Origin of the sequence: Pseudomonas sp. C8002 (assembly GCF_013385765.1) — a bacterium.
GTDB lineage: Bacteria > Pseudomonadota > Gammaproteobacteria > Pseudomonadales > Pseudomonadaceae > Aquipseudomonas.
In genome coordinates this window covers 1-23,009 of sequence record NZ_JACAPJ010000018.1, presented here as the reverse complement: position 1 = coordinate 23,009, position 23,009 = coordinate 1, and the positions used below count along the sequence as shown (strand labels likewise).

Annotated in this window: 18 protein-coding genes; 7 read left to right on the top strand and 11 right to left on the bottom strand. The window is 62.3% G+C overall.

Annotated features, from left to right (window positions below; all coding sequences use genetic code 11):
* Positions 1-122 precede the first annotated feature (122 nt).
* A complete protein-coding gene (gene mdeB, locus HX814_RS22930; protein ID WP_177009624.1) occupies positions 123-2,801 on the top strand; it encodes an alpha-ketoglutarate dehydrogenase in 2,679 nt (892 codons plus the stop codon).
* Between the two features lie 124 nt (positions 2,802-2,925).
* Here the strand turns inward: mdeB and HX814_RS22925 are convergent, their stop codons facing one another.
* Together HX814_RS22925 and HX814_RS22920 are read right to left on the bottom strand one after the other, a co-directional pair.
* The gene (locus HX814_RS22925) at positions 2,926-3,414 is read right to left on the bottom strand and encodes a DUF1289 domain-containing protein (protein ID WP_003208512.1); all 489 of its coding nucleotides are present in this window, start codon (positions 3,412-3,414) and stop codon (positions 2,926-2,928) included.
* A gap of 52 nt (positions 3,415-3,466) precedes the next feature.
* A complete protein-coding gene (locus tag HX814_RS22920) occupies positions 3,467-4,717 on the bottom strand; it encodes a ribonucleotide-diphosphate reductase subunit beta (protein ID WP_008432895.1) in 1,251 nt (416 codons plus the stop codon).
* 333 nt (positions 4,718-5,050) lie between these two features.
* On the opposite strand from HX814_RS22920, the gene fae reads away from it, so the two are divergent.
* The 4 genes from fae to HX814_RS22900 all read left to right on the top strand — a co-directional run bounded on the left by fae (position 5,051) and on the right by HX814_RS22900 (position 9,564).
* Positions 5,051-5,563, top strand: a complete 513-nt coding sequence (gene fae, locus HX814_RS22915) for a formaldehyde-activating enzyme (RefSeq protein WP_003212394.1) — start codon at positions 5,051-5,053, stop codon at positions 5,561-5,563.
* A gap of 10 nt (positions 5,564-5,573) precedes the next feature.
* Complete coding sequence (locus tag HX814_RS22910; protein ID WP_102606526.1) at positions 5,574-6,608, top strand: aldo/keto reductase; 1,035 nt, start codon at positions 5,574-5,576, stop codon at positions 6,606-6,608.
* Complete coding sequence (locus HX814_RS22905) at positions 6,605-8,038, top strand: NAD-dependent succinate-semialdehyde dehydrogenase (RefSeq protein ID WP_008432891.1); 1,434 nt, start codon at positions 6,605-6,607, stop codon at positions 8,036-8,038. The genes HX814_RS22910 and HX814_RS22905 overlap by 4 nt, the downstream gene beginning before the upstream one ends.
* 152 nt (positions 8,039-8,190) lie before the next feature.
* On the top strand, positions 8,191-9,564 hold the full coding sequence (locus tag HX814_RS22900) for an MFS transporter (protein ID WP_177009623.1): 1,374 nt from the start codon (positions 8,191-8,193) through the stop codon (positions 9,562-9,564).
* Here HX814_RS22900 and HX814_RS22895 read toward each other — a convergent pair.
* The 8 genes from HX814_RS22895 to HX814_RS22860 all read right to left on the bottom strand — a co-directional run bounded on the left by HX814_RS22895 (position 9,511) and on the right by HX814_RS22860 (position 19,452).
* The gene (locus HX814_RS22895; RefSeq protein WP_177009622.1) at positions 9,511-10,386 is read right to left on the bottom strand and encodes a LysR substrate-binding domain-containing protein; all 876 of its coding nucleotides are present in this window, start codon (positions 10,384-10,386) and stop codon (positions 9,511-9,513) included. The two genes, HX814_RS22900 and HX814_RS22895, sit on opposite strands and share 54 nt — an antisense overlap.
* A 143-nt stretch (positions 10,387-10,529) precedes the next feature.
* Entirely contained in the window at positions 10,530-11,699 is a 1,170-nt protein-coding gene (locus HX814_RS22890) for a hypothetical protein (RefSeq protein ID WP_177009621.1), read from the bottom strand.
* Between the two features lie 84 nt (positions 11,700-11,783).
* A complete protein-coding gene (locus HX814_RS22885; protein WP_177009620.1) occupies positions 11,784-13,421 on the bottom strand; it encodes an ABC transporter ATP-binding protein in 1,638 nt (545 codons plus the stop codon).
* Between the two features lie 2 nt (positions 13,422-13,423).
* Positions 13,424-14,260 carry an ABC transporter permease gene (locus HX814_RS22880; protein WP_177009619.1) on the bottom strand — a complete coding sequence of 279 codons (837 nt, stop codon included), beginning with the start codon at positions 14,258-14,260 and terminating at the stop codon, positions 13,424-13,426.
* Entirely contained in the window at positions 14,257-15,210 is a 954-nt protein-coding gene (locus HX814_RS22875) for an ABC transporter permease (RefSeq protein ID WP_102369228.1), read from the bottom strand. Before HX814_RS22875 ends, HX814_RS22880 begins: the two co-directional genes overlap by 4 nt.
* Positions 15,211-15,278: 68 nt before the next feature.
* Positions 15,279-16,904, bottom strand: a complete 1,626-nt coding sequence (locus tag HX814_RS22870; RefSeq protein WP_177009618.1) for an ABC transporter substrate-binding protein — start codon at positions 16,902-16,904, stop codon at positions 15,279-15,281.
* Positions 16,905-17,293: 389 nt separating this feature from the next.
* Positions 17,294-18,520 (bottom strand): Xaa-Pro peptidase family protein, encoded by a 1,227-nt coding sequence (locus HX814_RS22865; protein ID WP_003218567.1) that lies wholly within the window; start codon positions 18,518-18,520, stop codon positions 17,294-17,296.
* A 50-nt stretch (positions 18,521-18,570) separates the two neighbouring features.
* A complete protein-coding gene (locus HX814_RS22860; protein ID WP_008432881.1) occupies positions 18,571-19,452 on the bottom strand; it encodes a hypothetical protein in 882 nt (293 codons plus the stop codon).
* A 114-nt stretch (positions 19,453-19,566) separates the two neighbouring features.
* Here HX814_RS22860 and HX814_RS22855 point away from each other — a divergent pair, with 114 nt between their 5' ends.
* A complete protein-coding gene (locus tag HX814_RS22855) occupies positions 19,567-20,481 on the top strand; it encodes a LysR family transcriptional regulator (RefSeq protein WP_134326764.1) in 915 nt (304 codons plus the stop codon).
* On the opposite strand, the gene HX814_RS22850 is transcribed toward HX814_RS22855, so the two are convergent.
* Complete coding sequence (locus HX814_RS22850) at positions 20,419-21,651, bottom strand: MFS transporter (protein ID WP_177009617.1); 1,233 nt, start codon at positions 21,649-21,651, stop codon at positions 20,419-20,421. The genes HX814_RS22855 and HX814_RS22850 overlap by 63 nt on opposite strands.
* A gap of 280 nt (positions 21,652-21,931) precedes the next feature.
* Between HX814_RS22850 and HX814_RS22845 the strand changes: the two genes are divergently transcribed.
* Positions 21,932-22,861 carry a LysR substrate-binding domain-containing protein gene (locus HX814_RS22845; RefSeq protein WP_003218560.1) on the top strand — a complete coding sequence of 310 codons (930 nt, stop codon included), beginning with the start codon at positions 21,932-21,934 and terminating at the stop codon, positions 22,859-22,861.
* Positions 22,862-23,009: the final 148 nt, after the last annotated feature.

Here is a 23,009-nt window from a genome sequence, read left to right as displayed (position 1 = left end):
AACGTGCTTTGAATTTGCTGATTGGCAGTGATTTATGCTCAAAAGGCCCCGAGAGGCGGCGCACAACAGTCAAAAAATCCCTTGGCGCCGACATAAACTGGAAAAAAAGCCCGGAGGTGCCCATGAACGGTTTCGCGAGTGCAGTGAGTCAGACAGCGATGGACCAGGAAGAACTGGCCGAATGGCGCGATGCCCTGGCCTCCCTGGTGGCCAACGCCGGCGCGGCGCGCGCACGGGAGATCCTCGACATGCTGGCGGATGCCGGCGGCGCGCCGCACATCGCCTGGAAACCCCGGCATGGCACGCCCTACATCAATAGCATCGCCGTGGAGCAGCAACCGCCGTTTCCCGGCGACCTGGCCACCGAAGAACGCTTGGCCTCAGTGGTGCGCTGGAACGCCCTGGCCATGGTAGTGCGCGCCAACCAGGCCTATGGCGAACTGGGCGGGCATATCGCCAGCTACGCCAGCGCGGCGGATTTGTTCGAGGTGGGCTTCAACCACTTTTTCCGTGCCCGCAACGACAGTTTTGGCGGCGACCTGGTGTTCTACCAGCCGCATTCCGCCCCCGGCATCTATGCTCGCGCCTTCCTTGAAGGGCGCCTGAGCGAGGCCGACCTGGCCCACTATCGCCAGGAAATCGGTGCCGGCAAGGCGGGCGCCCGAGGTTTGTCCAGCTATCCCCATCCGTGGTTGATGCCGGACTTCTGGCAATTTCCCACCGGGTCCATGGGCATTGGCCCCATCAGCTCGATTTTCCAGGCGCGGTTCATGCGCTACCTGCAACACCGCGGCTTGCAGGACACCACCGACCGCCACGTATGGGGCGTATTCGGCGACGGCGAGATGGACGAACCGGAAAGCATGTCGGCCCTGACCCTGGCCGCCCGTGAAGGCCTGGACAACCTGACCTGGGTGGTCAACTGCAACCTGCAACGGCTCGACGGCCCGGTGCGTGGCAACGGGCGAATTATCGACGAGCTGGAGGCGTTGTTCGCCGGTGCCGGCTGGAACGTGATCAAGCTGGTCTGGGGCTCGGACTGGGACGCCTTGCTGGCCAAGGACACCGACGGCGAGCTGGCGCGCACCCTGTCGCAGACGGTGGATGGACAATTCCAGACCTTCGCCGCCAAGGACGGCGCCTACAACCGCGAACATTTCTTCGGCCAGAGCGAGGCGCTGTCCAAACTGGTCGAGGGCCTGAGCGACGAGCAGATCGACCGGCTCAAGCGTGGCGGCCATGACATGGTCAAGATCCACGCGGCCTATCACGCGGCGCGCCGGGTCGCCGGCAAACCCACGGTGATCCTGGCCCAGACCAAAAAGGGCTTTGGCATGGGCGAGGCCGGGCAGGGCAAGATGACCACCCACCAGCAGAAGAAGCTCGACCGCGAGGCCTTGATCGCCTTCCGCAATCGCTTCCAGTTGCCGCTGTCGGATGAACAGGCCGAATCCCTGAGCTTCTACAAACCGGCTGAAGACAGCCTCGAAATGCGTTACCTGCACCAGCGCCGCGCCACCCTCGGCGGGTATGTGCCGAGCCGTGGCCAGCAGGCGCCCACCGTGAGTGTCCCGCCGGTGTCGGGCTACGGCGCGTTTGCCACCCAGGCGGAGGGCAAGGAAATGTCCACCACCATGGCCTTTGTGCGCATGCTGACCAATCTGCTCAAGGACAAGGCCCTCGGCCCGCGCATCGTGCCCATCGTCGCCGATGAGGCGCGCACCTTCGGCATGGCCAACCTGTTCAAGCAGATCGGCATCTATTCCAGCGTCGGCCAGCGCTACGAGCCCGAAGACATCGGCTCGATCCTCAGCTACCGCGAAGCCACCGACGGGCAGATCCTTGAAGAAGGCATCAGCGAAGCCAGCGCCATCAGTTCCTGGGTCGCGGCGGCCACCAGTTATTCGGTGCATGGCCTGCGGATGCTGCCGTTTTACATCTACTACTCGATGTTCGGTTTCCAGCGCGTGGGGGACCTCATCTGGGCCGCCGCCGACCAGCGTGCCCGAGGTTTTCTGCTGGGCGCCACTGCCGGGCGCACCACCCTGGGTGGCGAAGGCTTGCAGCACCAGGACGGCAGCAGCCACCTGATGGCCGCCACCGTGCCCAATTGCCGTGCCTACGACCCGGCGTTTGCCGGCGAGTTTGCGGTGATCCTCGACCATGGCATGCGCCAGATGCTGGAGCACGATGTGGACGAGTTCTACTACGTGACCCTGATGAACGAAAACTACCCGCAGCCGAGCCTGCCGGAAGGCGTCGAAGCGGCGATCATCAAAGGCATGTACCGTCTGAGCGGGCAGCCTGGCGGCATGGTCCGGTTGCTCGGCTCCGGCACGCTGGTGCGCGAAGCCCAGGCAGCGGCGCGATTGTTGGCGGAGGATTGGCAGGTTGACGCTGAAGTGTTCAGTGTCACCAGCTTCAGCGAACTGGCCCGGGACGCCCGTGACGTGGAACGCTGGAACCGCCTGCATCCGCAACAGCCGGCGCGGCGCAGCCACCTGGCGGAGTGTTTGCCCAAGGGCGCGCCGGTGGTGGCGGTATCTGACTATGTAAGGGCGGTGCCGCAGATGCTTGGGTCGTACGTGGATTCGGCTTACACCGTGCTGGGGACGGATGGCTTTGGTCGCAGCGATACCCGGGCGGCGTTGCGGGATTTCTTCGAGGTGGACCGCCATCACATCGTGCTGGCGGCGCTGACGGCGTTGGTGGAGCAGGGGAGTCTGGACAGGCAGGTTTGCCAGCAGGCGATAGAGCGTTATGGGGTGCAGACCGATCGCGAGCCGTCCTGGACCTCCTGAGCGACAAAGATCTAAATGTGGGAGCGGGCTTGCTCGCGAATGCGGTGTGTCAGTCAATATATCCGGCAACTGATACACCGCTTTCGCGAGCAAGCCCGCTCCCACACTGGTTCTGTGTGGTTGTCTAAATACTGGCTATCAACGGCGCCCCAAACGATTCCCGCAGAAACCCCGGCGCGATATACCGCTCGTAATGCGCCTCGGACAACAGGAAAAACTCCCGGTCAATCGCATCCCGCAAATCTGCCAGATTGCGCTCGCGAAACTCCGGCAACAGCGCCAACCCATACGCATCCAGCTTCGAAATCACCCGCGCGCCCCGGGCAATCAACTGGTACGCCCAGCAATACGGCGACTGGTGGGGCACAAAGCGAATCTTGCGGTCTTCCAGTTGCTGGCGCAGGCGCTGCGGGTCCAGCACCTGCAGCTTGCTGGTCATCACCTGCACCAGCAGTTGTTCCAGGCGCAGCCACACCGCCTGTTTCTCCTCGGCGTTGTAGCCGTTCCACTGAATCACTTCATGGTGATAACGCTTGCAACCCCGGCACACCAGGTCTCCGTAGACGGTGGAGCACAGGCCGACGCAGGGTGTCTTGATGGTTTGATTGGGCATAAAAAAACATCGACAGGTGAAACAACACGGCCCCCGAAGGGGCCGCTTTAAATCAATCCCAGCTCAGCGCGCCGCCAGTCTGGTACTCGATCACACGGGTCTCGAAGAAGTTCTTCTCTTTCTTCAAGTCCATGATCTCGCTCATCCACGGGAACGGGTTAGTCGTCCCTGGATACTCTTCCTTCAGACCAATCTGCGACAGACGACGATTCGCGATGAACTTGAGGTAGTCCTCCATCATCGCGGCGTTCATGCCGAGTACGCCGCGTGGCATGGTGTCACGCGCGTATTCAATCTCCAGCTGAGTCCCTTGCAGGATCATCTGGGTCGCTTCTTCCTTCATCTCGGCATCCCACAAGTGCGGGTTTTCGATTTTGATCTGGTTGATCACATCGATGCCGAAGTTCAGGTGCATCGACTCATCCCGCAGGATGTACTGGAACTGTTCCGCCACGCCGGTCATTTTGTTGCGACGGCCCATGGACAGGATCTGGGTGAAGCCGCAGTAGAAGAAGATACCTTCCAGTACGCAGTAGTACGCCACCAGGTTGCGCAGCAGCTCTTTATCAGTCTCAACGGTGCCGGTTTCGAACTTCGGATCGGAGATCGAACGGGTGTACTTCAAGCCCCAGGCAGCCTTTTTGGCGACCGATGGAATCTCGTGGTACATGTTGAAGATCTCGCCTTCATCCATGGCCAGCGATTCGATGCAGTACTGGTAGGCGTGGGTGTGGATCGCTTCTTCGAAGGCCTGGCGCAGGATGTACTGGCGGCACTCCGGGTTGGTGATCAGGCGGTACACGGCCAGTACCAGGTTGTTCGCGACCAACGAATCCGCAGTGGAGAAGAAGCCGAGGTTGCGCATCACGATGCGACGCTCGTCGTCGGTCAGGCCTTCGGGGTTTTTCCACAGGGCGATGTCGGCGGTCATGTTGACCTCTTGCGGCATCCAGTGGTTGGCGCAGCCGTCGAGGTACTTCTGCCAGGCCCAGTCGTACTTGAAAGGTACGAGTTGGTTGAGGTCGGCGCGGCAGTTGATCATGCGCTTTTCGTCAACGGCGACGCGGGCGGCGGAGCCTTCCAGCTCGGCGAGGCCTTCGGCGACGTCGAGTTTGTCGAGGGCGGCCTTGGCCCGGATGATCGCGGCGGAGTCGCTGGCGGTCACGTTGCGGGCTTCAAGGGCGGCAGCAGCGCCGGCGCCGTCGAGGCGGTCCATGTTGGCTTCGGTGGCGTGGCCGGCGTTGGCGCCCCGGATGACTACGTCACCGGTGTCTGGTTGATCTGCTTCATCCCAACTCAGCATTGAATTGCTCCTTCGTGGTCCGTCTGACGGCGTGGGCTTCGATTCACCCAGCGTGTTCAAAAATGTGCGTTTTGCAGGCTTCAAGGCATTGAAATACTGCGCATAGTGTGGTCGGTGTTCAGCGTTCTTGCACACTATGTAGTGGTTGTCTGTGTTTGTGGGCACACTATATGGGGTGTAACAACGATGGTCAACGCACAAGACCAGGCCGATGGTCGCAGGGCCATGACTAAAACTCACAGCCCCATGACTTTTAATGGTTACGGCCGCTACCCGGGCCAGTGCTAAAAATTCGCCAACCAGCTCCCCATAACAAAAAAGAGCGTTTGCGAAATGAAAGCACTTGATCTGTACATCGGCGAAGGCTTCGAAGGCCCAGGCGTCAATGCTGCCCACATCAACATCCTCATCGGCCCGCGCAACGGTCCGGCCGGCCAGGCGTTTGCCAACAGTTTGGCGTCGCCAAGCCAGGGCCATTGCCCGTTCATGGTGATTGCCCAGCCGAACATCCCGGTCAAACCCATGACCCTCTACGTCAACAAGGCCGCCATCGGCAGCGACCTGCACGGCAATGCCACCTGGGGCGCGTCCCAGGCCGGGATCGCCAAGGCGGTGCTCGAAGCCCTGCTCGACGGCACCCTGCCGCCGGAAGCCGAGGACGAGTGGGCGATTGTCACCGCCAACTGGGTCAACCCGGCCTGCGATGACCTGGATGCGGTCTACCTGAACAACTACAACGCCTGCCGCACCGCGATCCGCGCCGCCCTCACAGGCTTGCCGCACACCGCGCAACTGGCGGATGTGGTCAACCACATCAGCAACCCTTTCTACACGCCAAAAGCCTGAGGACATTCCCATGCAATACATCCGTTTGGGCAACTCCGGCCTGCAAGTCTCGCGCCTGTGCCTGGGCACCATGAACATGGGCACCCCGGACTGGAAACCGTGGATCTTCGACGAGAAACAAAGCGAACCCATCGTTGCCCATGCCCTGGCCAACGGCGTCAACTTCATCGACCTGGCGGACTTCTATTCCGCAGGCGTCGGCGAGGAAGTGGTCGGGCGCATCCTCAAGCGCGTTGCGCGCCGTGAAGACATCGTGGTCACCACCAAGGTCGGCTACGGCACCCGCAGCGGCATCAATGCCAGCGGCCATTCGCGCAAGCACATCATGGACAGCATCGACGCCTCCCTGAGCCGCCTTGGCATGGATTACGTCGATGTGTTCATGCTGCATTACTTCGACGTGAACACCCCGGTGGAAGAAACCATGGGCGCCCTCAACGACATCGTGCGTTCCGGCAAGGCGCGCTACATCGGCGTGTCGACCATGCTCACCGGGCAACTGGCAAAAATCCTCATGGCCTGCGAGCGCAATGGCTGGGTCAAGCCGATCAACATGCAGCTGCAACTGAACTGCGCCTACCGCGAGGAAGAGCGCGAGATGATCCCGTTCTGCCGCGACCAGGGCCTGGGCGTGTCGGTGTTCAGCCCGCTGGCCCGTGGCTTGCTCACCGGCGAAGTGCAGTCGACCCGCAACCAGACCGACTTCTTCACCCAGCAGATGTACAGCGACCAGGCGTCGTTCGACATCGCCCACTCGGTGCAACGTGTGGCCCGTGCCCGTGGCGTGTCCAACGCGCAGATTGCCCAGGCCTGGGTCGCCAATCATCCGGGTGTGGACGTGATGCTGGTGGGCGCCGACACCACCGCACAATTTGATAGCGCGCTCGCCGCTTTGGACACCCAACTGGATGCCGAAGAACTGCACGAGCTGGAACGCAACTACACGCCGTGCGATGTGATCAACGACTACACCGCCGGCAAACGCATCCTGCGCAGCGCCCGTCCGGGCCTGGACCGTTTTAACCTGATAGAGGCCGTGGCATGAACCCGCTGATTCGCACAGGCAATTTCATTGATGGCCAATGGTCCAGCGGTGGGCCGGTCTACCCGGTGCGCAACCCGGCCAATGGTGCGCAGATCGCCGAAGTCCAACGCGCCGGTGCTGAAGAAACCAACCTGGCCATTGCCGCCGCCAACCGCGCGTTGCCGGCCTGGCGCAAGCTCACCGCCAAGGAACGCAGCCAGCGCCTCAAGCGCTGGAGCGAGTTGATGCTGAGCAACCAGAAGGACCTGGCCCACCTGCTCAGCCTGGAACAGGGCAAGCCGCTGGCCGAAGCCATGGGCGAAGTGGTCTACGCGGCGAGCTTCCTCGAATGGTTTGCCGAAGAAGCCAAGCGTGCCTATGGCGACGTGATCCCGAGCCACAAGGCCGACGCCCGCATCATCGTGACCAAGGAAGCCATTGGCGTGGTCGCGGCGATCACCCCGTGGAACTTTCCCCTGGCCATGGTCACCCGCAAGGTTGGCCCGGCGCTGGCGGCGGGTTGCACGATGATTCTCAAACCGTCGGAAGAAACCCCGCTGTCGGCTTTCGCCCTGGCGGTGTTGGCAGAACAGGCCGGGATTCCGGCGGGCGTGTTCAACATCGTGTCCGGCGATGCCGTGGCCATCGGTGGCGCACTGCAAGCCTCCAGCATTGTGCGCAAGCTGTCCTTCACCGGCTCCACCCGCACCGGCAAGCTGCTGATGCGCCAGGCCGCCGACACCCTGAAAAAGGTCTCCCTGGAACTGGGCGGCAACGCGCCCTTTATCGTGTTTGACGATGCCGACCTGGACGCTGCCGTCAAAGGCGCCATGGCTTCCAAGTTTCGCAATACCGGGCAGACCTGCGTCTGCGTCAACCGCTTCTTTATCCAGGACGGTGTGTACGATGCGTTCACCCGCAAGCTGGCCGAAGCGGTCTCTGCGATGCGCGTCGGCAGCGCCCTCGAGGGCGAAACCGAACAAGGCCCGCTGATCAATGCGGCCGCGTTGGCCAAGGTTGAAGCCCACGTCGGCGACGCCCTGGAGAAAGGCGCCAAGCTGCTGTGCGGCGGCCGTCGCCATGCCTTGGGCGGGACGTTCTTCGAACCGACCATCCTCACCGAAGCCCACGGCGAGATGCTGATTGCCCAGGAAGAAACCTTCGGCCCGGTGGCGGCCTGCTTCCGCTTCAAGGACGAAGCCGAAGTGCTGCAACGGGCGAATGACACGCCGTTTGGCTTGTCGGCCTACTTCTACAGCCGCGACATCGGCCGCGTATGGCGCATGGCCGAAGGCCTGGAAGCGGGCATGGTCGGGATCAACGAAGGGATCATCTCCACCGAAGTCGCACCGTTTGGCGGGATCAAGGAGTCGGGCCTGGGCCGTGAAGGTTCCAGGTACGGCCTGGAGGATTACCTGGAGATCAAATACCTGTTGATGGGCGGTCTCTGACCCCATTTACCCAAACAANNCTTGCTCGCGAAAGCGGTGGGCCTGCCACCACATGCATTGACTGACACACCGCCTTCGCGAGCAAGCCCGCTCCCACGGGAAATGGGCTTGCCCGCTGTTACTCCGTCAAGAACAAAAATATGGAGAACACCATGTCCACCCAACCCATCAAAATCGACGACCTGCCCATCGGTCGCTTCCACCTTAAAATCGCCGGCCTGACCTTCGGTGCGCACTTCACCGACGGCTATATCCTCGGCCTGATCGGCATCGCCTTCACCTTGCTCAGCCCACAGATGCAACTGGACGCCTTCTGGCAAGGCCTGATCGGCGCCTCGGCCCTGATCGGCCTGTTTATGGGCAGCCTGTTCTTTGGCTGGATCTCCGACACCCTCGGCCGGCAGAAAATCTTCCTGGTCAGCTTCGTCCTGATCACCGTTGCCTCGGTGATGCAGTTCTATGCCGAAACCGCCATGGGCCTGTTCCTCTGCCGGGTGTTGATCGGTATCGGCCTGGGGGGCGACTTCAGCGTCGGCCACGCGATGCTCGCCGAGTTCTCGCCCAGGAAACATCGCGGGGTACTGCTGGGCTCCTTCAGCGTGGTGTGGACGGTTGGTTACGTGGCCGCGACTTTCGTCGGCACCGCCATGCTCAGCCTCGGCGATGATGCCTGGCGCTGGATGCTCGCATCGTCGGCGATCCCTGCCGGGCTGATCCTGATCGCGCGCATCGGCACCCCCGAATCGCCGCGCTGGCTGATCAACCAGGGCCGGATTGCCGAGGCCCGAGCCATCGTCAAGAAACACCTCGGCGAACACGTGGTCCTCGATGAAGAACCGTCGACGCAAACCCGTTCCGGCTACGGCGTGCTGTTCAGCCGTGAATACCGCAAGCGCACCGCGTTCAACTGCCTGTTCTTCGTGTGCATCGTGATGCCGTACTTCGCCATCTACACCTTCCTGCCGTCGATCCTGCAGAAGATGGGCCTGGCCGAAGGTTTTGGCACCGAGCTGATGCTCAACCTGCTGCTGATCATCGGCGCCTTGATCGGCATCTGGTGCACCGTGAAATTCTCCCGGCGCGGCTTCCTGATCAACTCGTTCATCATCCTGGCGGCGGCGCTGTTCCTGCTGGCGGTATTGCCGGGCAGCATGGCGTGGTTGATGGTGCTGTCGTTCGGCGTCTTCACCCTGGTGCTGTCGGCGGTGAGCAACCTGGTGGGCGTATTCCCGGCGGAGAGCTTCCCCACCGAAGTGCGGGCCAGCGGCATCGGCCTTGCCACAGCCGTCAGCCGCCTGGGTTCGGCGGTGAGTACCTTCCTGTTGCCGGTGAGCGTAGCGGGGATCGGCCTGAGCCCGACCATGGGCATCCTCGCCGCGATCCTGGTGCTGGGCGCGATCATCTCCTGGGCCTGGGCGCCGGAAACCAAGGCGTTGACCTTGAGCCAGGCGTGCAAGGCCGAGCCTGCGGTGTCAGGGATTGCTCACCCGGTTCAACCACTGCGTAAACAACCGAACCTTGGATAAACCCTGCTTGTCACTTGCCACATCCAGCCAATAGCCATACGGGCCGATCACCTCCACCGGGGTGATCGGCAGCAGGCTGCCATTCGCCAGTTCACGCTCGATCATCTGCCGGTCGATCACCGCCAGCCCACCGCCGGCCAGGGCGGTGTGGATCACCTGGTCCAGGGTGCTGAATTCCAGGCCCTGGCCTGCATCGATATCTTCCCGGCCCATGGCCGCCAGCCAGTTCTCCCAGACCTGCAAGCGCTTGCCGTCGTGCAGGATGTGCAGCAGCGGAAAGCGCCGCAGGTCGGGTGGCTGACCGTCGCTGAACAGTTCCGGGCTGGCGACGGCGATGTGGCGTTCCATCACCAGCAGTTCACTGTTGCACTGCGTGGCCGCTTCCAGGCCGAAGCGGACTTGGCAGTCGATTTCCGCCAGGCTCGCATGGGTGTTCTGGTGGGTGACGCTGAGGTTGATGTCCGGGTAACGCTCGCAAAACCGGCGCAGGTGGGCGGACAGCCAGCGGGTGGCCCAGGTGGGCGGGGCGACGAGGCGCAGGCGCTGGCGCAGGTTGGGCACGCGCACGGCGTGCAGGGCGCGCTCGATATGGTCGAAGGCGTCGCTCAGGTGCGGGGAGAGGGCGAAGCCGGCTTCGGTCAGGGACAGGCCCTGGGGCGTGCGGATGAAGAGGGCAACGCCGAGGTAGTCTTCCAGTTGTTTGATCTGGCGGCTGACGGCGCCCTGGGTGACGTTGAGGCCCACGGCGGCCTGGCTGAAGCTGCGGTGGCGGGCGACTTCTTCGAAGACACGGAGCATGTTGAGGGAGGGCAGTTGGCGCATGAAATGGATTCCACACCTGTTGTTTTTATGGTGTTTTTGGCGGCCTCTTCGCGAGCAAGCCCGCTCCCACATTTGATCGGCGCCGCGGTCAAAATGTGGGAGCGGGCTTGCTCGCGAAGGCGTCAGTGAAGACGCCGCCTATTTTAGAAGTAGTACCCAATGTTCATATACAACTGATTCTCCCACTGGTTACTCCCCCCAGCTCCCAAGCTCTCGGTATAGCTGCTCCCACCAATATACGGATCGTTCTTGCCGATCAACCACTCCGTGGCCACCCACAGTTTACTCACCGAAAACGACGTGCCCAGGATCACCCGCTGCGAGGTCTTGAACTGATCCTCGGACTTGTCAAACGCACTGTAGTTGGCATACAGCTTGACGCCGCTGACCTGGTCAAACAGGTATTTGCCACCCACGTCGTAGCTCAAGTCCGCCACATACAGATTGCCGCGGCTGGCCACGTTGAACGTGCCGTCATACCCGCCCAGGGTCACCACGCTGTCGGTGCCCGGGTTGCGCGGCGACATCTGCTGGCGTGCCGCCTGCAATTGCACGCCCCACGGGCCGTTCTTGCCCAGGTAGTGGATCGCCACCGCGTTGCGCCGGCCATCGTCGTTGGTGTCCTTGTTCTCCAGGGTGGAGTTCAGGCCGGACAGCCCGACTTCCGATTTCCACCCGCCCAGGTCCATGGCCTTGGCTACCCGCACCACCACGGTGTTGCGTTCCTGGTTGTTGCTGCCGTCGCCCACGTAGCTGTCGGCCTCGGAGATCACGCTGGAGTAGGTCACGCCCTTGCTCGTGCCTTTGCCTTGCCACGCCGGGCGCAGGTAGTAACCGGCCTGGATGTTCCAGTCGCCGCTTTGCTGGATGTACTTGGCGCCCACCTGCTGCACATCTTCCAGGCCGATCACGTTGCCCAGGGTTTCGTAGAAGGTGCTGCCGAAGTACGGCTGCAAGCCAAACGGCACGGTGTTCAAACCCACTTGCACCTGTTGGTCGGGGTTGAACTTGTAGCCCACCCAGGCGAACTTGGCGAACTGGATATCGCCGTAGTTCTTGGTGTACTGGTACGGGTAGGAGCGCCCGTAGAAACGGTACTGCGCCTCGCCGATCCAGGTGTCGGAGTTGTACTTGGCGCTGAGGTACGCGGTGTCGAGGCCGAACTTCTGGATGTCGCGATCCGGGTCGTAGTCCCAACGGGCGCGCACGGCGCCGCCGAGGTCGAGGTTGTCGGTGACTTGAATGGCCATGGCCGGTGCCGCAAGGGCGCCAAGCACAGGGACCAGAGCGATGTAACGGAAGGTTGGTCGCATGGTTTTACTCTCGTTATTAGTTATTTTTTGGCAACAGCAGCCCCTTGCCGCAACGAACGCTGCGACGCGGGGTAAAGGGTTGACTCAGTGCGCTTGCGGGCGAATCAGCCGCAGCGGCGGGCCTGCCGCGGGTAGCTCCGAGGCGCCGGGGGCGGCGGCCAGCAATGTCTGGGTGTAGGTGCTCCGGGGGTGCAGCAACACTTGCTCGGCAGTGCCGTATTCCACGACTTCGCCCTGGCGCATCACCGCGATGTAGTCGCTGATCTGCGCCGCCACCCGCAGGTCGTGGGTGATGAACAGGATGCTCAGGTTCAGGCGCTGCTGCAGTTCGGACAGCAGTTCCAGCACCTGTTTCTGCACCGAGACATCCAGGGCCGACACGCTCTCATCGGCGATCAACACTTCCGGGCGCATCGCCAGGGCGCGGGCGATGCCGATGCGCTGGCGCTGGCCGCCGGAGAACTGCCGGGGCTTGCGCTTGAGGGCGTCGCGCTTGAGGCCCACCTGTTCCAGCAAATCACCGGCTTCAGCCCACGCATCCTTGGCCGACAACCCGCGCAATTGCGCAGCGCGGGCGATGATGTCGCCCACCCGGTGCCGAGGATTGAGCGAGCCATACGGGTCCTGGAAAATCATCTGGATGCGCCGACGATTCGCCGCCAGCGCCGAGCCGCGCAGGGCCAGGAAGTCGGTGTCACCGACCCATACGTGGCCGCTGTCGCTGTCCACCAGGCGGATCGCGGCTTTCACCAACGTGCTTTTGCCCGAACCGGACTCGCCGACAATCGCCAGCGTCTTGCCCCGTGGCAGTTGCAGCGAGACATTGCGCAAGGCCGCCACCGAGCTGCCGCCGACGGTGTAGGTCTTGGTCAGGTGCTCGATGCGCAATGCCAGCTCGCCGTCGGCACTCGGCTTGTGCAGCTCCGGGTGCAGCGCCGGCACGGCCGCAATCAGCTTGCGGGTGTAGGCGTGGGCCGGGGCATTCAGCACCTGGTCGCGCTCGCCGATTTCCACCAGCCGGCCGCCTTTCATCACCGCGATACGGTCGGCAATCTGCGCCACCACGCCGAAGTCATGGGTGATAAACAGAATGCCGTGTTGCCCGCGGCCGCGCAGCTCGCGCACCAGCTTCAGCACTTGCGCCTGGGTGGTCACGTCCAGCGCCGTGGTGGGCTCGTCGGCGATCAGCAGGTCCGGGTTCATCGCCAGCGCCATGGCAATCACCACTCGCTGGCATTGGCCACCGGACAACTGGTGGGGAAAGCTGTTGGCGATGCGTGGCGGGTCCGGTAGTTGGGTGGACTCCAGCAGCGCCAACATGCGCTCGCGACGCTCCGCCGCCGGCATCTGCGGTGCGTGAATATCGAAGATCTCTTCCACTTGCTTGCCAATGCGAATCGCCGGGTTCAGCGCCGCCATGGGCTCCTGGAAAATCATCGCGATACGGTTGCCCCGCAGCTGGCGCAAACGCTCCTCGTCGAGGGTGCAAATGTCATCGCCGAGGAAGTCGATCACGCCTTCGGTATGCCGCAAACCCTTGGCGTAGTCGCCCATGATCGCCGCCGACAGCACGGACTTGCCGGAGCCGGACTCGCCGATCACGCAGAGGATTTCGCCCTTGCGCACCTCCAGGCTGATGCCTTGCACCGCGTGGCTGCGGTCGGCGCCGGCGGGCAATTCGATGGACAGGTTCTGCACCCGCAGTACTTGCGTGTGGTTCATGCTCAACTCCTTGCGCCTTTCTGGGCGTGTTCATCCAGGCCGTCCGCCAACAGGCTCAGGCCCAGCATCAGGGTGGAGATGGCGATGCACGGGAAGATCACCAGGTGCGGGAAGGCGATGGCCATGGCGCGGCCGTCATTGATCATGCCGCCCCAGTCCGGTGTGGGCGGCGGCAGCCCGAGGCCCAGGAAGCCGAGGGCGCCGATCATGATCGCGGTGTAGCCGATGCGCAGGCAGAAATCGACAATCAGCGGCCCGCCGCAGTTGGGCAGGATTTCCACCAGCATGATCCGCAGCGAGCCCTCGCCCTGGGTGATGGCGCTGAGCACGTAGTCTCGCGAGCGAATATCGATGGTCAGGGCGCGCATGATCCGGAAGATCGCCGGTGCGCTGGTGAAGGTCACCGCAATCAGGATATTCAGCGCCGAAGCACCGAGGGCGATGATGATCACGATGTACAACACCAGCACCGGGAACGACAGCACCGTGTCGGCCACATACGACAGCACGCTGTCGACCCAGCCGTTGAAGTAGCCGGCGCACAGGCCCATGGCGATGCCCACGGCAAACGCGGTGAGCGTGGCGAGGATCGACCAGAACAGCACGGTACGGGTGCCCCAGATCAGCCGCGAGAGAATGTCGCGGCCAATCATATCGGTGCCCAGCAGGAAGCTCTGGCCGTTGTCGCCGACGGTCATTGGCGTGAGCAAGGGCGTGAAGCTTTCCAGCGGATCATGGGGCGCGATCCACGGTGCCAACAGCGCGATCAGCACCCAGCCGCCCACCAGCAGCAGGCCGAGCAATGCCAAGGGATGTTTGAACGAGTGCAGCAGGTTCATTGGGCACCTCCGCCGAGGCTGCGCAGGGTGATGCGCGGGTTGAGCCAGGTGTAGGCCAGGTCCGAGAAAATCTTGGTGATGCCCACCACCACGGCACTGACCATCGCGCAGGCTTCGATCAGGTACACGTCATGGTTCAGCGAGGCGGTGTACAGCAGCGAGCCGAAGCCCTTGTAGGCGAAGAACACCTCTACCACGATCACGTTCGACAGCAGCCACGGGATGTACAGCATGATCACCGTGACCGGCGCGATCAGCACATTGCGCAGGGCATGCCGCAGCACAATGCGTGAGGTCGATGCGCCCTTGAGTCGCGCCGTGCGGATGTACGGCGCCTGCATCACTTCCACCATCGAGGCCCGGGTGATGCGCGCTAGGTAACCGATGCCGAACAGGCACAGCACCATCAGTGGCAGCACCAATTGCACGACGCTGAAGCCTTCGCTCATGCTGCTCACACCGGGCAGCCAGTTAAGCCAGAACACAAAGATCGCGGAGACGAAAACCGCGCTGGCGAAGTCGGGAATCGAGGTGGTGACGATCGACAGGAACGACACCAGGCGGTCCAGCGCCGAGCCCTGGCGAATCCCGGCCAGAACGCCGAGGGTCAACGCCACCGGCACCATCACCAGCAAGGCCAGGCCGGCCAGGGTCAGGGTTTGCGCAAGGTTCGGCAGCAGCAGCTTGATCACTGATTCGCGAAAGTACACCGAGGTGCCCCAGTCGCCGCTGACAAAGTCCTTGAGCCACACCAGGTAGCGCCACACAAAGGGTTGGTTATAGCCATGTTCCACCAGCCACGCGGCGCGCTGGTCGGCGGCGGAGTAGGGGCCGAGGACGTTGATCGCCACGTCTTCGATATTCAGTTCCAGGGCCAGGAACACGATCAATGACACCGACAGCAGGGTCGCCACCAGCGCCAATAACTTGCGCATCAGAAAATGAGCCATGGGTGCATGCTCCGACTGTTCAAGGGATGCCTGCCCGTGTGCGGGCAGGGAGGAGGGCGTGCGCTAAATCAAGCGCTCATCCACACACTGTCCATCGGGTAGAAGTCGGAAGGGTGCACCTGGAAGCCCTGGACCTTTTTGCTCACGGCGGTGAACTTGTCGCCCCAGAACGGCTGCACGATCACGCAGGCGTCCTGCAGGATGCGTTCGACATTTTCCATCGCCACGGCGCGCTGTTTCGGGTCGATGATGCCCATGGCCTTGTCCAGCGCGGCATCGAACGCCGGGTCGCTGTAATGGCTTTCGTTCCAGGCGCCACCGCCGCGGTAGGCCAGCTCCAGGGACATCACACCGAGCGGGCGATGGGCCCAGTAGGTCAGGCTGAAGGCGGCCTTGTCCCAGATCGGCCAGTACTGTGCAGCAGGGATCACTTTGAGGTTGATGCGGATCCCGGCTTCCAGGCAGTTCTGTTGCAGGATCTGCGCGCAGTCCTGTTCATAGCGGCCCTGGGTGTTGCCGACGATCAGGTCAATGTCGATGCCGTTGGGGAAGCCGGCTTCGGCCAGCAGCTTCTTGGCCGCCGCCACGTCGCGGTTGCGCTTGGGCAGCGGGAAATATTCGGGGTGGGAAGGCGCCACATGATGGTCTTCGCCGAGGGTGCCCATGCCGCGATAGGCGATCTTCAGCATCTGCGCGTTATCGGCGCACAGCACCACCGCCTTGCGGATGCGCAGGTCGGTGAACGGCTTCTGGTCGCAGGCCATGCGCATCACCACGGTTTGCGCCGACTTGCAGGTCAGCAACTGGGCCCCGGGCAAGCGCTTGGCCAGGTCCAGTTCAGCCACCGTCACGCGGTACAGCACGTCGACTTGCCCGGCTTGCAGGGCGGCGAGGTGGGTGGACACGTCGGTGCCCATGTCGACGTAGCGCAACTCGTCGAGGTTGGCCGGTTTGCCCCAGTAATCGGCGCGCTTGGCGAAGGTCGCCTGCTTGTTCACGGCGAATGAAACCAGCTTGAACGGCCCGGTGCCCAGCGGGTTTTTCGCCCAGTCGTCACCGGCCTTGAAGCTGCGGTGAACGATGGCGCAGGTGAAGGCGTTGAGCATCTCCGGGATCGCCAGGATCGGCCGCTTGAGCACCAGGCGGAACTGGAACTCGCTGACTTTTTCGAAGGCCTTGATGTCCTGGAACGCGGTGCGGTTCACCGACTTGGAATCGGCGGCGATCCAGCGTTCGATATTGTGCTGCACGTCGTCGACGTTGAAGGTGTCGCCGTTGCTCCACTTCACGTTCTGGCGCAGGTTGAAGGTCCAGGTAGCGAGGTCTTCCGACGGGCTCCAGCTCTCGGCGAGGTAAGGGTGGGTGATGTTGTCGGCGTCGACCCAGGTCAGGTATTCCACCGAGTTGCGCAGCAGGTTCGAGGCTTCGATCCAGGTGATCAGCATCGGGTCCTGGATTTCCTGGATCGCGCAGGCAAACCGCAGGCTGCCGCCCTGGCGTGGCTCGGCGGCCTGGGCGTCATTGCCCAGCAGTGCGGAACCGAGAAAGGTGCTGGCACTGGCGACGGTGATGCCCAGCAGCGCGGCCGTGCGCAGGAATTGGCGACGGTTGATTTCGCCGCTTTGCACTTGGGCACACAGATCATTTACGGCTGGATGCGGCGTGGCGCCGTCCAGGGTAGTCAACTCTTTCATAAGCCTCTCCGGTACTTGCGAATATGCGTTTTTTTGTTGAACCGCAAGGGTCAATGGCAAGCGCCGCGAAGGCGTGACCGTGACCGCTGTGAAGCCGGCAGAAGAACAAGGCGCAACGAAGTCGGGAGGGTGGCAATGGGACAGGACATAGGGCAGCTCTCATGTTGTTTTTATTAGAGATGCCCGCAGTTTTGTCATTTGCGCAAAGATCGACAAACGACAAATTTTGCGTTGGAACGTTCTATAAACGCATGTTACATGTCGCTCCCCACCGACCGATCGTTCCCACGCTCTGCGTGGGAATGCCGCCCCGGACGTTCCGCGTCCCCTCTGCGAAACGGTGACGCAGAGCGTCACGGGATGCATTCCCACGCAGAGCGTGGGAACGATCAGTACCTCAACAAGCGCGGGTCGAACGGGTAGTCGGAGAGCAACTCGATGCCGTGTTCGTGGATGTAGATCTGCTCTTCGAGCTTGACCCCTTCGCCGCCGTCGTCGTGGCCGATGTAGCTTTCCACGCAGATGGTCATGCCGGCTTCGAACACACCGTCGTAGCCCAGGGCATCAATGTCTTCGCGATGCACCACGTAGGGGTATTCACCGGTCATGCCAACCCCGTGCACCAGGGCGAAGTAACGGTTGTTTTTGTAATGCTCGGGAATCTTCCAGGCCAGTTCCGCGTACTCCTTGAAACTGCGCCCGGCCTTGAGCATTTCCATGTTGGTCTGCACTTGCTCGTAGGCCAGTTTGTACAGCTCCTGCTGCTTGGCGGTGGCGGCTTGTTCACCGCACAGGAAGGTCCGCGAGAAGTCGGCGTAGTAGCCGAAACGCCCGACCACGTCAGTGTCCAGCGCTACCAGGTCGCCGGCTTCGATGGGCCGGGTGCTGCACTCCTGGAACCACGGGTTGGTGCGTGGGCCGGAGGACAGCAGGCGGGTCTCGACGTAATCACCGTCGGTGGCGATCACGTGCTGGTGCAGGTGCGACCACAGCTCGTTCTCGCTGATGCCGGGGGTGAGTTTGCTTTCCATCAGGCGCACCCCGGCTTCAGTGGCACGCAGGCTGGCGCGGATCATCTTGAGTTCGTTCGGCACCTTGATGCAGCGCGCACGTTCCAGCGGTTCCTGGGCATCAAATATCTGATAGCCGAGCTTTTGCAGTTCGAAGGCCGCAGCGGAGGTGGCGCTTTCAATGGCGATGCGTTTGCCGCCGCCGCATTTGCGCACCAGCTCATCGATTTCCGCGGCCCAGTCGGCGGTGACATTGCCCAGGAAACTTTCGCAGAAGTAATAGGAGATGGCTTTGGCCGGGCGCACTTCGTCGACGGTGTTGAGGGTTTCGGCCAGGTGCAGGCAGCCGCCGAACTCGAACACCACCACCGGGCCTTCTGCCGGGATAAACGCATAGCGGGCCGGGTTGCGCGCCGAGTACACCTGCATGTTGCGTGAGCCGGTGGCGTAGCGCATGTGGGTAGGGTCGAACAGTACGCAGGCGGCGTAGTCGCGTTTTTTCAGCTCGTTGCGTACCCGTTGCAGACGGTCCAACTGGATCTGCTGGATCTCGTCATGGGTAGGTTCGCAGTCAGCGGGGTTGCGGTTGGGGCCGGACAGACTCATGGGGTGTTCCTCGCAGGGCAAATACGGTTTCAAGGTTTTTTAGGTATGAATCAGTCGAGCAACTGGTCGCTGCGGACCAGGTTGCGTTCGGCTTGCAGATGGGCTTCGGACAGGCGTCCGTAAAGCTGCTTGGTGCGCTGGGCACGGCCAATGATTCCGGGCTTTTCGGAGTAGGCGAAGATCGCCGTGTTGCGCTCGGTGGCGCCTTCCACGCGGGTCACCCGGTGCACCGAAAAACGCCCTTTGAATATCTGCAAGTCGCCGGGATTCAGCTCCAGTTCCTGCACCCGCGAACGGTCCTCGCCACGCACCACCTTGCCGACGGCGCCGAGGTTCTCCTGGGTGCGCGAGCGAATCATCGGCGCGTACTCGAACAGGCCGCCGGCCTCGGGCTTCTGGGTCATCATGCTGACGATGAATTCGTTGGTATCGAAGTGCCAGGGCTGCTCGGTGCCGTCCGGCATCACGTTGATCACCAGCCCGGCGAACGGGTCGGCGTACTCGAAGATTTCCGGCTCATTCAGGCAGGCACCGATAAAGCGTTTCATCATCGGCGACACGTACAGCCGGTGGATGATCGCGTCCGGGGCGATCATGTCGCGGGTCACAAAGCCGCTGGTGCGCTCCATGAACGTGCGGCGCGGGTCATCGTGGGGCAGGGAGGTGTCGTCCTCGGTGAAGTAGGCGTTGACCTTGCGCACCGAATAAAACGTCTTGCCCGACAGCGCCAAACCTTCCAGGCGCGCCTGCTCAAGCGCCGCGGGGCGCAGGAAGTTCTTCAGCAGGCAGCAACCGTCTTCGGCCAGTTCGGCCCGGGCGTGTTCGATCAGGGCCTGTAATTGAACATGGCCCGAATCATGTATGGGATACAGCTCGGTATTAATAATGTCGCTGATATCGCCCACTTCAGCGTCAGCAAGTTGAAGGCTCATGCAAGACTCCCGGAACTATCAGTTGGTGTTTTTTGGCTGACCCGATAGTTGCTGAACGAGGTGCAAAGTGGAAATTACAAGTTGTGATCGAATCCATCGGCGAGGGCGATAGTTATGTCGGGCGAACTGGATGGCACCCTGCTTAAAGTGTTTGTGGCAATTATCGAGTGCCAGGGGTTTTCGGCGGCCGCCGAGCGCCTGCACAAGACCCAATCCACCGTCAGCCAGAGCCTGCAACGCCTGGAAGACATCGTCGGCACGCCACTGATCCGCCGTACCAGCCGCTCGGTGGGCCTGACCCCCGGTGGCGAAACCTTTTTGATCTACGCCCGGCAGATCCTCAAGCTGCACAGCGAGGCCGTCAGCGCCGCGCAATTGCCCAATCAACAGGTGTGTATCCACCTCGGCATGCCCGAGGACTACGCCGAGTATTGCCTGGGCGGGATGCTCAAGGACTTCCAGGCGCAGTTCTCCCAGGTACGGCCCGATGTGTGCTGCGAGATGTCGACAGCCCTGGTGGGGCGCCTGCAACGGGGCGAGCTGGACTTGGTGCTGGGGGTGGAACACGCAGGTTTGCACAGCGGGGAATACCTGTGCGACGAGCCGTTGGTGTGGGTCGCGGCGCCCAGCTGGAGTTGCGTGGGGCGTCAGTCGGTGCCGTTGGCGGTGTACGCCGAAGGCTGCGCGTTCCGTGCGAACGCCGTGCAGGCGCTGGCCCAGTCCGGGCGCTCGTGGCAGGTGGTTTACACCAGCCAAAGCCCGCGCGGCATTGCGATTGCGATCGAGCAGGGCTTGTCGGTGGGCGTGATGGCGCGCCGCCTGGTACCACCCGACTGGCAGATTCTGGACGAGCGCCAGGGCTTCCCGCCGATTGCCCCGGCGCGCCTGATGTTCTGGCGTTCAGCCGGTTGCCAGGTGCCGGAAGTGGATGCCCTGGTGGAGATTCTGCGCCGGCAACTGGGCCACTCAGGGCATCTGGGCGGCCAGCGCTTCGCGGGTGTGTCGCTGGGCCATGCGCTTGAGCAATAACAGGCTGGCCAACACCCAGGCCGCGATCCAGCCGTGCACCACCGCAAATTCGCCAGTGACTTGCAGCAGCCAGCCGCACAAGGCATTGCCGGTGGCACTCGCCAGGCCGTAGCTGACCATGCTCAGGCTCACCACTTGCAGGCTGTGCACCGGGCTGAGCCGGGCACCGACGTAGGCGGCCATCAAGCCCCAACACGGGAAATAGAACAGCGCGAACAGCCCTGCCGCCAGCCAGCTCAGTACCAGGCTCGGGTGCCCGAGCAAGCCGAGCATGCTCAGACCAAACGCGCCGATACTCAGGGCCATCACCCGCAACGCCCCCCAACGATCTGCCAGCGTGCCCAGCAGCAAGCCGCCGATCACACCGCCGATCCCGATCAGCGTCCACATCGAGCCGGTGACGGAGGCGCTGGCCTGTAGCTGCTCGCTGACGAACGCCGACAGGAAATTCAGAAACGGCCCGCTGATGGCGCCGATAAACGCGCTGAGCAAGACGATCTGCATTGCCACCGGTTGTGCCACGCACAACTTCAGCCATTGGCGCAGCACTTGTTTCAGCGCCGGCGCCATGGTCTCGCGTGGTGCCGGTTGCTTGATCGGGGCCAGTGCCCACAGGGTCAACAGCGTGACAACCAGCGTCAACCCGGCGCAGATCAGCCAGAACTGGCGCAACGACAACCCCTGCAACAGCGCGATCAACAGCCCGTTCAAGCACAGCGCAAAGGCTGAGCCCGAGGACGCCAGCCCGAGCACCCGGCTGCGATGTGTAGTCGGGATCACCTCTTGAGCGAGGGCCGAAATCGCGTTCCAGTTCGACACCGCGCACGCCGACACCAGTGCCAGGCACAGGGCAAACGGCAGCACCCACGGCGTGGCGACGGCCAGGGCCAGCAGGGCGGGGCTGAGGACGATGGTCAGGCGCACCATATTGCGCGGGCTGATCCACGCCGCCGCCAGGCCGCTGGCAATCGAGGCGCCCATGTAGAACAGCTGCAACAGCGCGGCGATCAATGCGGCCTGGCTGTAACTGAGCTCAAAGGCCAGGCGGATCTGCGGCAACAGCGCCGAATACAGGAACACACTGAAACCGTGGGTGGTGGCGTTGCAGGCGGTAAACACCAGTGCCAGCAAGCCAATACTTCGCCGGGATGAAACGGGTGCGTTGGACATGGCGATGACTCGATAAGTTAATCGCGAAAGAGAGGGGCGAAGTTACAGGAAGTACATCGGCAGACTAGCGTTTATAGCCTGGCAACGACCAATGCTTAATTGTCTTAGTGTGCATGCGTTATACGCAGGCTATTTATTCGTGAGCGACGGTCTGTAGCGATAAACGACACTTTCAGCGTTTGCGACGATTAATTGTTTGTCAGGCTGGGGTGCTACCGCTGACCCAATACAAAAAGGTATGTTGTGCAGGTTATTTCCCATGTGCTCCCGAGTGTCGTCCATGAAACGCAAAATGCCCGGTCTCAACGCCCTCAAAGCTTTCGAAGTCGCCGGCAGTACCGGCAGTTTTACCCGGGCCGCCGAGCTGTTGAACGTGACGCAGAGTGCGGTCAGCCGCCAGGTGCGCCAGCTTGAAGAACAGTTGGGCGAGGCCCTGCTGGAGCGTCGTCACCATCACCTGGAATTGACCAGTGCCGGGCGGGTGTTGCTGCGGGCGTTGCACCAGTCGTTCGACAAGATCGAGTTGACGGTGCGCAGTATCCAGCAGAAGTCCCATGCCAATCGGCTGCACATCAATGCGCCGCCGACGTTTACCAATCGTTGGTTGATGCCGCGGTTGGGGCGCTTGCGCGAGCAGCATCCGGAGTTGGAGCTGAGCATTACCACCCGGTTGCAGGACAGCCTGGCGGAGACCAGTACGCTGGATTGTGCGATTCGGTTTGGCGATGGGGAATGGGATGGGTTGGACAGCTCGTTGTTGATTCAGGAGCGGCATATCGCGGTGTGTGCGCCGTCGTTGTATGCCCGGGAGTGGAGTGACGGGATTGATCTGAATCGCATGACGTTGCTGCATGTGCTGGCGCGGGAGGATCAGCGGTATCTGACGTGGAAGCATTGGCTGGATGCGGCGCGGATCAGTGGGGTTGATATCGAGGGGGGGTATGAGTTTGACCTGCTGGATTTGGCGATCCGGGCAGCGATCGATGGGTTGGGGATTACCATTGCGGATTGGCATATGGTCGCTTCGGAGTTGGCCAGTGGGCAGTTGACGCAGGTGCTGAATGTGCATGTGGAGGGGCATCAGTCGTATTGGCTGGTGACCCGGCCGGAGCAGACGGATACGCCGCAGTTGCAGGTGTTTGCGCAGTGGTTGCAGGAGGAGATTTGGTTGGCTCAGCGGCAGTTGGAGCCTTCTTTGGCGGCTGGGTGAGGAGTGGGGTTTGTGTACATATCCATTGCTGCGGTAACGGCCACTTATGGTTCCGCTCTTACAGCGGGTCACTTTTGGCAAACGCCCCAAAAGTAACCAAAAGGTCTTTGCCCCACCACTCGGTGCCTCGCCCAGGCTCGGCATGCCC